The sequence below is a fragment of the Streptomyces sp. NPDC012466 genome, assembly GCF_042955215.1.
Taxonomy (GTDB): domain Bacteria; phylum Actinomycetota; class Actinomycetes; order Streptomycetales; family Streptomycetaceae; genus Streptomyces.
In genome coordinates, this window is record NZ_JBIBEQ010000009.1 from 113,848 (window position 1) to 127,083 (window position 13,236).

Sequence of the window (13,236 nt, forward strand, 5' to 3'; positions counted from 1 at the left end):
TCCCGTGAGCCCCTAGACGATTTCCGGGTCAAGGATCACAGGCCTGGCCGGGGGACCTTCGTCGAGCAGCGTGCGCAGCAGCCCGGCGAGTCTGGTCGGATACACCGTCTCATGTGCCCGGCTCAGTTCCGGACACGTCCACCAGCGCGCTCCGGCGACACTGCGCCGTTCCAGCTCGGTCAGCCCGGCGGCGGCGACCGTCGTGCGGTCCGTGCGAGCCAGGTAGTACCACTCGTCCTGGTCCCAGCGGCGGCCCGCGAACGGGAAGGAGCACCTCCGCCGCCACAGCACCGGCCCGAGCTCCACCTCGGTGATGCCCGTCTCCTCGGCGAGTTCCCGCAGGGCGGCCTGTTCACGGGTCTCGTCGCCCTCCACTCCCCCGCCGGGCGTGAACCACCAGTCGTCGGCCGGATCGTCGGGCTCGTGTCCGTGCAGCAGGAGGATGCGGTCCTGCGGGTCGAGCAGCACGACCCGGGCGACCCTGCGCAGTCCGCCCCGGTAGGTGTCCTGGCCCGGCGTCACGGCCTCAGCGGACACCTGCGGGCTCCGAGCTCGCCCGCCGGGCCCGGGCGGCCGCGGTGCGCTTGGCGATGGGCCCGTAGGCGCCTCCGCCCAGGACGAGCACGGCGCCCGCGATCACGAGCAGAGTGATGGTGCGCAGCGGGCCGGGCGAGGAGAGGGCGCCGAGCGGCTCGAAGCCGGTGGGCCGCTCCAGCATGCCCTTCATGGGCCAGACGACGGTGTCGACGCGGGCGTCCACGGCGGAGCGGGCCACCGTGCCGCTGGCGGCGTCGGTCAGGTGGGCGGTGGAGTCCACGGAGTTGCCGCGCTCGTCGCCGAGCAGGAAGAGACGGCCCTTGGGGACGGTCACGGTCGGGAAGTTGCTCATCTCGGCCGGGGTGCCCTCGGGCAGGTACGTCTCGTCGATCTCCTTGCCGTTGACCTTCAGCTTGCCGTCCTGGCAGCAGGAGACCGTGTCACCGCCGACGGCGACCACGCGCTTGACCATCGGAGCGTTGGCCCAGGTCGCGTCCTTGAAGACGACGACGTCACCGCGGCGCACCTCGGAGCCGTCGACGCGCTGCGCCAGGATCCGGTCGCCGGCGTCGATCGTCGGGGTCATGGAGCTGGTGGGAACCGTGTACGGCCGGTAGACCACCGCTCCCCAGGCGAAACCGCCGAGGAACAGCACGAGGCCCAGCGCGACGGCCAGCCCGGACAACCGCTGTCCGGTCCGGCTGCCCACCGGGCCCGTGCTCGGGCCACCGCTGCGCGGGGCCGTGTGCGTCATGCTCTCGCCACCCATGGGTCCGCACCCTACCCGGGGGTACCGGCCGGGGTCAGCCCATGGCCGGGATCACTGCTTCCGGCGACGCCAGAGCACCACCGGCACCACACCCAGGAGCGCGATCCCCTGCGGCGCGACCGGAAGGCCACCGGCGGCCGGCTGGGCGTTGAGGCCGGCCTGGTCGAAGGTGTCCGGGACCGGCAGGGTGTCCCAGCGGTTGATCGGCCAGGCGACGACGACGGCGCGTCCGACGACGTCCTTCACCGGGACCATGCCGTGGTTCTTGTCGGCCTGGTTGTAGCGGGAGTCCCGCGAGTTCTGCCGGTGGTCGCCCATGACCCAGATGAAGCCCTCGGGGACCTTCACCTTGAACTGGCCGCCCTGGTCGTCCTGGCTGCACGGCGTGTTGCCGGCGTAGACGTACGACCGCTCGTCCAGCGCCTTGCCGTTGACCGTGAGCGGGCCGGTGCCCTTGCACTGGATCGTGTCGCCGCCGACGCCGATGACGCGCTTGATGAGGTCCTTCTCCTCGGCGGACGGCATGAGGCCGATCCAGCTGAGGAAGGTCTGCAGGGCGTTCGGGTCCGTGGTCGGCTCGCCCGCCAGCCAGTTGTCCGGGTCGTGGAAGACGACGACCTCGCCACGCTCGGGCTCGGACCCGAACCAGGGGGTGAGCTTGTCGACCAGGACCCGGTCACCCTGCTGGAGGGTGTTCTGCATCGAGTCGGAGGGGATGGAGAAGGCCTGCACCAGGAAGGTCTTGATCAGCAGCGCCAGTACCAGCGCGATACCGATCAGGATGGGCAGCTCCTTCCAGAAGGAGCGCGGCTTCTTCGGTGTCCGGGCCGTGCCGCCCGGCCCCTGGTCCTCGGCTGTCGTGTGCTCGCCCGTCACCCTGTCGTCCTCGGCTGCCCCGGAGTCATTCCCGGAGGTCACGGCGCTGTCCGCGGCCGGGACGGCGGATTCCGCGGGGCGTCCGCGATGCTCCTCGCCGTCGTGTCCGGACCGTGCGCCAACCGCCACATCCCCCACGCCAACTCCTCACTCTGTGCCGCTGCCTGCCGCCGATACGGCGCAGGCCCACCACTCCCATAACGAGCGGGAGTTCCGCAGGGGTCGGGAGCTGGATCGTTCCGTTCGAATCGTAGGGGCCAACCCTATGCGACAGTTCGGGAGCAGCGGTCGACCCGGTGGCCGAGTCGGACACGGAGGCGTACGTATTCGGTTCCTCCAGCGTGTTCCAGTGGCCGAAGGGCCAGGCGATCACCATGGCGCGGCCCACGACCTCGTCCTCGGAGACCGTGCCCCCGTAGTCGGTGTCCTGGTGCGCGCGGGAGTCCGCGGAGTTGTTCCGGTGGTCGCCCATGACCCACAACCGCCCCTGGGGGACGGTGATGTCGAACGGCGTGTCGGACGGGGCGGCGCCGGGATACAGGTAGTCCTCGATCAGCGGGACGCCGTTGACGGTCACGCGCCCTTGCGTGTCGCAGCACTTGACCCGGTCGCCGCCGACGCCGACTACCCGCTTGATGAGGTCCTTCTCGTTCTCGGAGGGCAGCAGGCCGATGAAGGTGAGCCCTTCCTTGACCTGCTTGACGACGATGGGGTCGGCCTTCTGCGTGGTGGGCTGCTCGTCCTTGAGCCAGCCTCCCGGGTCCTTGAACACGACGACGTCCCCGCGCTGCGGCTTCGAGCCGAACCACGGGGTGAGCTTGTCGACCAGGACGCGGTCGCCGATCTGGATCGTCTGCTCCATGGAGCCGGACGGGATGACGAAGGCCTGGACGAGGAACGTCTTCAGCACGAGCGCTATGAGGACGGCGACGCCCACGAGGAGCGGTATCTCCTTGACGGCACCGCGCCTGCGGCGCCGCTTGACCTTGCGCTGGAGCTTGCGGCGCTCGGCGCGCGTACGACCGCTGCCGGACGGGGCGGCGGCGCGTCGGGCGCCGGTGGGCAGCAGGTTCTCCGCGGGGCCCGCGGGGACGCCGCGCGGTTTGCCTCGGTTACCCATGGGCGCCCGCCCTCGCGGCCGCGGGCACGCGCGCGTAGGCGTCGGGGCGGTGCAGCCGGCCGGCGTGGCCGAAGGGCCAGACGATCCAGTCGGCGCGGCCGATCACCTCGCCGACGGGGATCATGCCGCCGCCGGGCGAGCCGAGGTGGTCGCGGGAGTCGCTGGAGTCGCCGCGGTGGTCGCCGAGGACGAACAGGGTGCCGTCGGGCACGACGACGTCGAAGGGCACCGCGGACGGGCTGTCGCCGGGATACAGGAAGCCCGACTCGTCGACCGGCCGGCCGTTCACCTGGATCCTCCCCTCGCTGTCGCAGCAGACCACGTGGTCTCCCCCCACGCCGACAACGCGTTTGATGTAGTCCGCGTGCCCGAAGTACCCGGTCCCGTCGAACACGACGATGTCTCCCCGCTGCGGCGCGGCATCGAAACGGTACGCCAACCTATTTACGAGAACCCGGTCCCCGATCCTCAATCCCTGTTCCATGGATCCGCTGGGGATCTGGAACGGGCGCAGCACGAACGTGCTGAGCAGCAGCAGGAACAGCAGGCAGAGCAGCGGGGTGAGAGTGATGCGGCCGCCCGGGACCCAGGAGCTGATCCGCGCCACCAACGCGAAACGCGACCGGTCCTCCGGCCCTGCGGCTTCCGAGGTCGTCGCCTCGGAACCGGAAGGGCGGGAGGAGCGGTCGCGCTCCGTCGGCTGTGCTTCGGTGTCCATCGGAGCCAGATGCTATCCGGCCCCGACGCGAACCCCGGAGAGCGCTCAGCTCTCGCGCTTCTCCTTGATCTTCGCGGCCTTGCCGCGCAGCTCGCGCAGGTAGTACAGCTTGGCGCGGCGGACGTCACCCTTGGTGACGAGCTCGATCTTCTCCACGATCGGGGTGTGCACCGGGAAGGTGCGCTCGACGCCGACGGAGAAGGAGACCTTGCGGACCGTGAAGGTCTCGCGCACGCCGGAGCCCTGGCGGCGGATCACGACGCCCTTGAACTGCTGCACACGGGAGCGGTTGCCCTCGATGACGCGGACGTGCACGTTGACCGTGTCACCCGGGCGGAAGGCGGGGACGTCGCTGCGCAGCGACGCGGAGTCGACGGTGTCGAGCAGGTGAGACATTTCGTCTGCTTTCCTCGCTGATGCCACAGGTCATCAACGGAAACTAGGTCTTTCGGAAGGTGGGTTGCGCGGGTCGGGGCGGACGTCGTCTCCCCCTGTGGCAGGGGCGCACGCCGGACGGACGCACAACAGCTGGCTATTCTTCCACGCCCTCGGTCCTGCGCCAAAATCGGCCGTACGGCTCCCCCGCCGGGTCCGGCGCCCACCCCAGGATGGAGAGCATCTCGCGGTCCTTCTTGTCGAAGGCCTTGGGGTCGCAGCGCTCGATGAGGTCGGGCCGGTGGGCGGTGGTGCGCTTCAGTGCCTCGTCGCGGCGCCAGCGGGCGATCTTGCCGTGGTGGCCGCTGAGCAGCACGTCGGGGATGTCCCGGCCGCGCCACTCGGGGGGCTTGGTGTAGACGGGCCCCTCCAGCAGGTTCGCCATGGCGCCGGGCGCGAAGGAGTCGTCCCGGTGGGACTCGGCGTTGCCCAGGACGCCGGGCAGCAACCGCGCCACGGCCTCCGTGACGACGAGGACGGCCGCCTCGCCGCCGGCCAGGACGTAGTCGCCGATGGACACCTCGTAGACCGGCATCCGGGTCGCGTACTCGTCGATGACGCGGCGGTCGATGCCCTCGTAGCGGGCCGGCGTGAAGATCAGCCACGGGCGCTCGGAGAGGTGGACGGCGAGTTCCTGGGTGAAGGGGCGGCCGCTGGGCGTGGGCACGATGAGGGCGGGCGCCCGGGAGCCCGTCTCGTAGCCGTCGGCCAGGACGGAGTCCAGCGCGTCCCCCCACGGCTCGGTCTTCATGACCATGCCGGGGCCGCCGCCGTACGGGGTGTCGTCGACGGTGTTGTGGCGGTCGTAGGTCCAGGACCGCAGGTCGTGGACGTGCACGCCGAGCTGTCCCCGTGCGCGCGCCTTGCCGACGAGGGAGACGTTCAGGGGTTCCAGGTACTCGGGGAAGATCGTGACGACGTCGAGGCGCATTTACGGCTCTTCCCGGCTGGAGGCGATCTCGGCGCGGTCGTCGATCAACCCGGGCGGCGGGGTGATGACGGCCCTCTGCTCCTCCAGGTCGATCTCGGTGACGATCTCCTCGACGAAGGGGATCAGCACCTCGCTGCCGTCGGGGCGCTCCACGATGAACAGGTCCTGCGAGGGCAGGTGGGAGATCTCCGTGATCCGGCCGACCTCGGTGCCGTCCGCGGTGACGACGTCGAGGTCGATGAGCTGGTGGTCGTAGTACTCGTCCTCGTCCTCGGGACGTTCCTCCGGATCGACCTCGGCGATCAGGAGGGTGTTGCGCAGGGCCTCGGCGCCGCTGCGGTCGCTGACGCCTTCGAAGCGCAGCAGGAGGCGGCCGCTGTGGACGCGGCCCGTCTCGATGGTGAGCGGTCCCGTGGTGGCGGGATCGGTGGCGAGCACGGCACCGGGGGCGAGCCTCAGCTCCGGCTCGTCGGTCCGTACCTCGACGGTGACCTCACCCTTGATGCCATGGGCACGGCCGATCCGTGCGACTACCAGCTGCACGTGTCCAAGTCTCCTGTCATACAGCGACGGGCCGGGGACGGCCCTCAGGCCCTCCCCGGCCCGAGCCGGTTGCGATAAGCGTCAGCGGACGTGGTCCACGTCGACGAGGTCGACGCGGACTCCGCGACCGCCGATGGCGCCCACGACGGTACGCAGGGCGCGTGCGGTGCGGCCGTTGCGGCCGATCACCTTGCCGAGGTCGTCCGGGTGGACCCGGACCTCGAGCACGCGACCGCGGCGCAGGTTGCGCGAGGCGACCTGCACATCGTCAGGGTTGTCGACGATGCCCTTCACGAGGTGCTCGAGAGCCTCCTCGAGCATGCTCAGGCCTCGGTCGAAGCGGACTCGGCGTCGGCCTCGTCCTTCTTCTCAGCCTTCTTCTTCTGGGTGATCGCCTCACCCTTGCCCTCGTCGTCGCCGCCGATGGCCTCGAACGACGGACGCGCGGCCTTCTCCGGCTGCGTCAGCAGCGGAGCCGGGGCGGGCTCGCCCTTGAACTTCTGCCAGTCGCCGGTCTTCTTGAGGATGGCCATCACGGGCTCGGTCGGCTGAGCGCCGACACCGAGCCAGTACGCCACGCGCTCGGCGTCGACCTCGATCACCGACGGGTTGTACGTCGGGTGGTACTTGCCGATCTCCTCGATGGCCCGGCCGTCACGGCGGGTACGGGAGTCGGCGACGACGATGCGGTAGTGAGGCGAACGGATCTTGCCCAGACGCTTCAGCTTGATCTTGACTGCCACGGGAGTGGGTTCTCCTGGTTTTGACGTGGTTGGGCACGGCGAGAAAGCCGCGTGGGGTTGCGGTACCCGAGTGCCCGATGGACGCGTCAGCCGGAGGCGAGAGGGTTCCTGTGCGGCTGTCGAGTACAGCTAGCCATTGTGCCACACCCCGCGGGTCCCTCCGGGCCGGGGTCATGAGCCGCTGCGCGGGCATGCCGAAAGCGCACCCGGCGTGGAGGTGAAGCCCGTCGGGTGCGCGTCACGGCCCGAGCCCTGCGCCACTGACCGGCAGCCACGAGATGCCGGTGAAGGGCGTCAGCTCGCTACCGCTCCCACGACGTCCGGGATCCGGAACGGCTTGCCGCAGCCGCCGCAGACGATGGGGGCCTGGGCGAGGACGGACGGTACGACCCGGACGTTGCGGCCGCAGTCGCAGACCGCCTTGACCCGGACGCCGCCGCCGGAGGAGCCGTGGCGGGCGGCCGGGCCCCGGAAGGTGCGTGAGGTGTCGGAGGAGGTCGCGGCGGTGTGGGCCTTCAGGGCGCGCTGGAGGCGCTCCATGGTCGGGCGGTAGCGGCGCTTCGCCTCGGGGGTGAGCGTGACCAGGGAGAAGCCGCTGCTGGGATGCGGTTCCTCGGGGTGGTCCAGGCCCAGCTCCTCGGCGATCGCGAGGAATCTGCGGTTGTGGTAGCGGCCGGCACGGGAGGTGTCGCGGACGCCGCGCGCGGCGGCGATGCCATGGACTGCCTCATGGAGCAGTCGCTCGAAGGAGAGCTCGTGACCGCACGCGGACGACGACTCCCCGATCAGGGACTCTGGCGCGGCAAGGTCGGGCAGCTCGGGGTGGTACCGCTGAATGTCGGCCCACGCCTGTGCCAGCTCTGCGGCGAGTACAGGTGGTGTCTGTGTCGTGCTCACGTAATGACAACGAGCCGGGGTGCCCCAGTGTTCCGATTCCGGGCCATCCCAAATAATTTGCACGTACCCGTCAGTTGCCTCTGATGCGTCCCGACGAGGGCGGGTGCGCTGATCTGTGGAGAAGCCTCACAGCTCACCACAAGGTGGTGCGTAGTTCCGCGTACGCGCCGACGCGTAGAGCGCGTCCGCGCGCCGTTGCACCAGGGATCCGCCGATGCGCAAGAGGCGTTTCGGTCACCTCGCGCACCGTTCGGTGAGCGCGGGCACCACTTGGTAAGCGCGTGCGACGACCGCGACGTTACCCGGTGCGTCGTCGGCGTACGGCACCGGCCCGTCCTAGGCGGCCGGACACCGTACGGTCGCCGCGATCGGCGGGACCAGGTTGCCGGAATGTGAAATCTCGCCATAGGCACATGACAACTCACGAACCGGGCCGCATCCCACTGGACGACAGGTCGAGGGGGGAGTTTCCTGGCATACGGGGGTAGTGCGAGCGCACTGTCACGGGGGCCATGGAATCGGGCAAGAGGCAACTCTCGGCGGATTGGGGCGCTTACTTATGACACCTACGCTCGTGCGGCAGCACCTGCCTCACGCGGGGACCGCACCCCGCGTGGATGTGCGTGCACGCGCGCGTGACTGGTCCGAGATCCAGGAGCGGATGCTCGTACCGCTCTACGAGGCCGTCTACGAGCGACTGGAAGTGGGTCCCGCCACGCGGCTGCTCGGCCTCGGCTGCGGTTCCGGACTCTCCCTGCTGATGGCCACCGCCCGGGGAGCGGCGGTCACCGGTGTCGACGCTTCCCCCGAAAGAATGGCCCTGGCGCGGGAGCGGCTGCTCCCCGAGGCGCCGGGTGCCCGTTCGCGTCCGCACACCCGGCTGGTCGACGGCTCGCCCCGGGACACCGCGGAGCCGGGCGCTCCCGGGTACACCGTGGTGACCGCCTTCGAGCCGATCGGGTGCCTCGCGGGCGACTCGGAGGGGCTGGGCGGACTGCTCGCGGAAGCCACGCCGCTCGCCCAGCGCGGTGCGGCCGTGGTGCTGGCCGGCTGGGGCCCGCCGGAGCGCTGCGCGACGGCGTCCGTGATGCGGGTGGCCACGAAGCTGGCGGAGCCGCTGCGCACCTCGGGCAGCTGGCGTCCCGCCTGCCGGGACGACCTGGAGGACGTCGCCCAGCGGGCCGGGCTCAAGCCGGACGGGTCGGGGCGGGTGGCGTGCCCCTTCGGCTACGCCGACGTGGACAGCGCGGTACGCGGCCTGAAGTCGACGGGGCTGTTCGACGCGGCGATGACGGCGACGGACCAGGTGCAGGTGGACAAGGAACTGGCCGAGGCCCTGCATCCGCACCAGCGCCAGGACGGGACGGTGTGGATGCCGAACGTGTTCCGGTATCTGATCGCCCGGACGCCCTGACGGACCGGCTTCCGACGCGGGTGTGAAGGGCGCGAGGAAAGCACCGGGGTCCTGGCGCCCAAGGTCGACGTGGACACCGAGGCAGACGGCGAAGGCGAGGGGCGTCCCCCTTGGGAAAGGTGGGCGCCCCTCGCCGCGGTTCCGTGCGGGTCGTCAGCCCATGAACTTCTTGAACTCGTCGGGGAGTTCGAAGTCCTTGCCGCCCTGCTGCGGCAGCCCGAACGCGTTGCCGCCCTCGGCTGCGGCGGCCCGGCGGGCGGCCTCCTCCTGCTCCTGCTGCTTGCGCTTCATCGGGTTGCCGGAGCGCTGCTTGCCCTTGGCCTGCTTCTGCTTCTTCTTCGTCCGGCCGGGACCGCCGCCCATGCCGGGCATCCCCGGCATCCCGGGCATGCCGCCACCCTGGGCCATGCGGGACATCATCTTGCGGGCCTCGAAGAACCGCTCGACCAGGTTCTTGACCGCGCTGACCTCGACGCCGGAGCCCTTGGCGATACGGGCGCGGCGCGAGCCGTTGATGATCGTCGGCTCCTGGCGCTCGGCCGGGGTCATCGACTTGATGATCGCGGCCGTGCGGTCGACGTCCCGCTCGTCGAGGTTGTTGATCTGGTCCTTCATCTGGCCCATGCCCGGCAGCATGCCGAGCAGCTTGGAGAGGGAGCCCATCTTGCGGACCTGCTCCATCTGGGCCAGGAAGTCGTCCAGGGTGAAGTCCTGGCCCTTCTTGGACGCCAGCTTGGAGGCCATCTTCTCGGCCTCTTCCTGGCTGAACGTCTTCTCCGCCTGCTCGATCAGGGTGAGCAGGTCACCCATGTCGAGGATGCGGGAGGCCATCCGGTCAGGGTGGAACGCGTCGAAGTCGTCGAGCTTCTCGCCGTTCGACGCGAACATGATCGGCTTGCCGGTGATCTGCCGGATCGACAGGGCGGCACCACCGCGGGCGTCACCGTCGAGCTTGGAGAGCACCACGCCGTCGAAGCCGACACCGTCGCGGAAGGCCTCGGCGGTGTTGACGGCGTCCTGGCCGATCATCGCGTCGACGACGAACAGGATCTCGTCCGGGGAGACGGCGTCGCGGATGTCCGCGGCCTGCTGCATCATCTCCTGGTCGATGCCGAGACGGCCGGCGGTGTCCACGATCACGATGTCGTGGACCTTGGTCTTCGCGTGCTCGATGGAGTCCTTGGCGACCTTGACCGGGTCACCGACGCCGTTGCCCGGCTCGGGGGCGTAGACCGCGACACCGGCGCGCTCGGCGACGACGCTGAGCTGGTTGACCGCGTTGGGGCGCTGGAGGTCACAGGCGACCAGCAGCGGCGAGTGGCCCTGCTCCTTGAGCCAGTGGCCGAGCTTGCCCGCGAGGGTCGTCTTACCGGCACCCTGCAGACCCGCCAGCATGATCACGGTGGGCGGCTGCTTGGCGAAGCGCAGGCGACGCGTCTCGCCGCCGAGGATGGTGACGAGTTCGTCGTTGACGATCTTGAGGACCTGCTGGGCGGGGTTCAGCGCCTTGCTGACCTCGGCACCGAGGGCGCGCTCCTTGACGTTCTTGATGAACGTCCGGACGACGGGAAGCGCCACGTCCGCCTCGAGGAGCGCGATCCGGATCTCGCGCGCCGTGGCGTCGATGTCCGCCTCGGAGAGCCGTCCCTTGCCGCGCAGGTTCTTGAAGGTCGCTGAGAGGCGATCGGAAAGAGTATCGAACACGGCGCTCGCGGTCCTCGGGGTCGGTGGCTACAGGGAATCGCCCTCCAGGGTATCCCGGCGTGACAAGTCGCCGGGTCGGCCTCACCCCCGCAGTGTCTCCTCCAGCTTCCGCGCCACGGATGCCGCCTCCTCCCCGGGCAGGGGCGCGCCCTGCGGCCCGGTCACGTAGAAGGCGTCGACGGCGTTGGCGCCGAGCGTCGAGACATGCGCGCTGCGCACCTGCACACCCGCTTCCTCCAAGGCGTGGCCGATGCGGAACAGCAGGCCCGGGGCGTCCTGGGAGCGGACCTCGATGACCGTGGCCAGGCGGGAGGCGGCCGGGTGGACGGACACCCGGGCCGCCGGCGCGATCACGCCCCGGCGACGCGGATAGGCCGCGTCCCGTTCGGCGAGGCGGCCGGCGATGTCCAGGGAGCCGTCCAGGGCCCGGACCAGGTCCGCGCGCAGCCGGACGGCCTGCGGCAGGGAGCCGTACTCGGCGGCGACCCGCCAGTCCAGCAGCAGGACGGAGCCCTCGACACCGTCCGGGAGGTGCAGGGAGCGCAGTTCCGCGGTCCGTACGGTCAGCCGGTGCATGGCGAGGACACCGGCCACAGCCGGCAGCACCCCGGGCTGGTCGGGGACGGCGATGAGCAGCTCCACGCCGAGCGGCTCGGGGTCGCCGGACGGTTCCTGCCCGGCCGGCGGCTCGGTCTGCGCCCGCAGGGCGAGGACCGGGCTGCCCGTCGCGGCCGCCTCCAGGGCGAGGCGCTCCTGTTCGGCGGTCGGCGCGGCCTCCTCGGGGTCGTCCGGGGCGTCTCCGGCGAGCACCGCCGAGACCCGTTTGACCAGGTCGGCGACGAGGGAGCCGCGCCAGGACGACCAGGCGGCCGGGCCGGTCGCGAGGGCGTCGGCCTCGGTGAGCGCGTGCAGCAGCTCCAGGGTGCCCTGGGAGCCGACGGCCTCGGCGACCGCGCGCACGGTGGCCGGGTCCTCCAGGTCGCGCCGGGTTGCGGTGTCGATGAGCAGCAGGTGGTGGCGTACGAGGGTGGCGACGACGGTCACGTCGTGGCGGTCGAAGCCGATGCGGGCGGCCACGTCCTTGGCGATGATCTCGCCGGCGACCGAGTGGTCGCCGGGCCAGCCCTTGCCGATGTCGTGCAGCAGCGCGGCGACCAGCAGCAGGTCGGGGCGGCTGACCCGGCGGGTGAACTCGGAGGCGCGCACGGCCGTCTCGATCAGGTGCCGGTCGACGGTCCACAGGTGCACGGCGTTGCGCTGGGGGCGGCAGCGGACCCGCTCCCAGTCGGGCAGCAGCCGGGTGATCAGCCCCTCCGCCTCCAGCGCCTCCCACACCTCGATGGTGGGGCGGCCGGAGCCGAGCAGGGTGACGAGCTGTTCGCGGGCCTCGGCGGGCCAGGGCGTGGGCAGCGGGCGCACGGTGGCCGCCAGGCGCCGTACGGCGTGCAGCGAGAGCGGGAGTCCGGCCTGCGCGGCGGCGGCCGCGGCACGCAGGGGCAGTACCGGGTCGCGCTCGGGGCGCGCGGCCCGGGCGAGCACCACCTCGCCGTCCTGCTCGACCACGCCCTCGGCCAGCGGGGACCGCTCGGCGGTCGGCTTCCCGCCGCCCAGCATGGCGCGCAGCCGAGGCCGCACGGCGCGCGACCGCAGGACGCGCCCCACCTCACGCCAGGTGACATCACTGGCGTACGACACGAGCCGTGCCGCCTCGTACACCTGCCGCAGCAGTGTGTCCGCGTCGAGCAGGCCGAGCTCGGCGGCCACCTGGTCCTGCTCCTGGAGGGCGAGCCGGTCGGTCGCGCGCCCGGTGGCCAGGTGCAGGGCGTCCCGGACGTCGAGGAGCCGGCGCCGGGCGTCGGCGAGGCCCTCGCGGGGGGCGTCGGCGAGCCAGGAGGCGGCGACGGCCCGCAGGGCGGTGGCGTCCCGCAGCCCGCCGCGGGCCTCTTTCAGGTCGGGCTCCAGCAGGTACTGCAACTCGCCCTGGCGTTCGGCACGCTCGGCGCACAGTTCCTGGAGTTCGGGGAGGCGTTTGGGCGCCTGGTTGCGCCAGTCGGCCAGGACGGCGGTGCGCAGTCCGGCGGTGAGCCCGAGGTCGCCGGCGATGTGCCGGGCGTCGAGCAGGCCCAGCTGCACCTTGAGGTCCTCGCCCGCGGTCTTGCGGGCCTCGGCGGGTGTGCGGACGGAGTGATCGAGGTCCAGGCCCAGGTCCCAGACGGGGTACCAGAGCCGGTCGGCCAGGGCGGCCACCGCCTTGGCGTCGCTGCCGTCGTGCAGCAGGAGCAGGTCGAGGTCGCTGCGCGGGGACAGCTCTCCGCGCCCGTAACCGCCGACGGCGACCAGGGAGGCCCCGCGCAGCCCCTCCGCGCCCGCGCTGAACAGGCCGGTCAGCCAGTCGTCCGTCAGTTCGGCCAGGGCCGCACGGCGCGGCGGCCCGGACCGCGTCTCCTCGGTGAGGAGACGCAGCCGGGCCGCCGCGTAGCCGCTGGGTCCCGAGTCCTCTGCTTCCTTCTGCACGTCCGTACCCGTCACCCAGTGGCTCCTGTTCCGTC

At 71.3% G+C, this 13,236-nt stretch carries 14 protein-coding genes; 1 reads left to right on the top strand and 13 read right to left on the bottom strand.

Features of this window, described 5'->3' with window-relative positions; all coding sequences use genetic code 11:
* Positions 1-12: 12 nt before the first annotated feature.
* From ACFY9E_RS30475 to ACFY9E_RS30525, 11 genes are all read right to left on the bottom strand, one after another.
* Complete coding sequence (locus tag ACFY9E_RS30475) at positions 13-537, bottom strand: NUDIX domain-containing protein (protein ID WP_390989338.1); 525 nt, start codon at positions 535-537, stop codon at positions 13-15.
* Positions 527-1,306 carry a signal peptidase I gene (lepB, locus tag ACFY9E_RS30480; RefSeq protein WP_390989340.1) on the bottom strand — a complete coding sequence of 260 codons (780 nt, stop codon included), beginning with the start codon at positions 1,304-1,306 and terminating at the stop codon, positions 527-529. Before lepB (ACFY9E_RS30480) ends, ACFY9E_RS30475 begins: the two co-directional genes overlap by 11 nt.
* Positions 1,307-1,357: 51 nt before the next feature.
* On the bottom strand, positions 1,358-2,320 hold the full coding sequence (gene lepB, locus ACFY9E_RS30485; protein ID WP_390989342.1) for a signal peptidase I: 963 nt from the start codon (positions 2,318-2,320) through the stop codon (positions 1,358-1,360).
* A complete protein-coding gene (gene lepB, locus ACFY9E_RS30490; RefSeq protein WP_390989344.1) occupies positions 2,208-3,302 on the bottom strand; it encodes a signal peptidase I in 1,095 nt (364 codons plus the stop codon). The genes lepB (ACFY9E_RS30485) and lepB (ACFY9E_RS30490) overlap by 113 nt, the downstream gene beginning before the upstream one ends.
* Positions 3,295-4,020: a signal peptidase I gene (lepB, locus tag ACFY9E_RS30495; RefSeq protein WP_390989345.1), complete on the bottom strand. Its 726-nt coding sequence runs from the start codon at positions 4,018-4,020 to the stop codon at positions 3,295-3,297. Before lepB (ACFY9E_RS30495) ends, lepB (ACFY9E_RS30490) begins: the two co-directional genes overlap by 8 nt.
* A 45-nt stretch (positions 4,021-4,065) precedes the next feature.
* Complete coding sequence (gene rplS / locus ACFY9E_RS30500) at positions 4,066-4,416, bottom strand: 50S ribosomal protein L19 (RefSeq protein WP_003993262.1); 351 nt, start codon at positions 4,414-4,416, stop codon at positions 4,066-4,068.
* Positions 4,417-4,552: 136 nt separating this feature from the next.
* Positions 4,553-5,386: a tRNA (guanosine(37)-N1)-methyltransferase TrmD gene (trmD, locus tag ACFY9E_RS30505; protein ID WP_390989347.1), complete on the bottom strand. Its 834-nt coding sequence runs from the start codon at positions 5,384-5,386 to the stop codon at positions 4,553-4,555.
* Positions 5,387-5,929, bottom strand: a complete 543-nt coding sequence (gene rimM / locus ACFY9E_RS30510; RefSeq protein WP_283970238.1) for a ribosome maturation factor RimM — start codon at positions 5,927-5,929, stop codon at positions 5,387-5,389. It abuts the gene before it with no gap.
* Positions 5,930-6,010: 81 nt separating this feature from the next.
* Positions 6,011-6,250 (bottom strand): RNA-binding protein, encoded by a 240-nt coding sequence (locus ACFY9E_RS30515; protein WP_003973401.1) that lies wholly within the window; start codon positions 6,248-6,250, stop codon positions 6,011-6,013.
* 2 nt (positions 6,251-6,252) lie between these two features.
* Entirely contained in the window at positions 6,253-6,672 is a 420-nt protein-coding gene (rpsP, locus tag ACFY9E_RS30520; protein WP_390989349.1) for a 30S ribosomal protein S16, read from the bottom strand.
* 294 nt (positions 6,673-6,966) lie between these two features.
* The gene (locus tag ACFY9E_RS30525; protein ID WP_283970237.1) at positions 6,967-7,569 is read right to left on the bottom strand and encodes a hypothetical protein; all 603 of its coding nucleotides are present in this window, start codon (positions 7,567-7,569) and stop codon (positions 6,967-6,969) included.
* A 559-nt stretch (positions 7,570-8,128) separates the two neighbouring features.
* Between ACFY9E_RS30525 and ACFY9E_RS30530 the strand changes: the two genes are divergently transcribed.
* Entirely contained in the window at positions 8,129-8,983 is an 855-nt protein-coding gene (locus ACFY9E_RS30530) for a methyltransferase domain-containing protein (RefSeq protein WP_390989351.1), read from the top strand.
* 153 nt (positions 8,984-9,136) lie between these two features.
* Here the strand turns inward: ACFY9E_RS30530 and ffh are convergent, their stop codons facing one another.
* Both ffh and ACFY9E_RS30540 read right to left on the bottom strand, forming a co-directional pair.
* Positions 9,137-10,687: a signal recognition particle protein gene (gene ffh, locus ACFY9E_RS30535; RefSeq protein WP_390989353.1), complete on the bottom strand. Its 1,551-nt coding sequence runs from the start codon at positions 10,685-10,687 to the stop codon at positions 9,137-9,139.
* An 81-nt stretch (positions 10,688-10,768) separates the two neighbouring features.
* Positions 10,769-13,216, bottom strand: a complete 2,448-nt coding sequence (locus ACFY9E_RS30540) for a [protein-PII] uridylyltransferase (RefSeq protein ID WP_390989355.1) — start codon at positions 13,214-13,216, stop codon at positions 10,769-10,771.
* Positions 13,217-13,236: the final 20 nt, after the last annotated feature.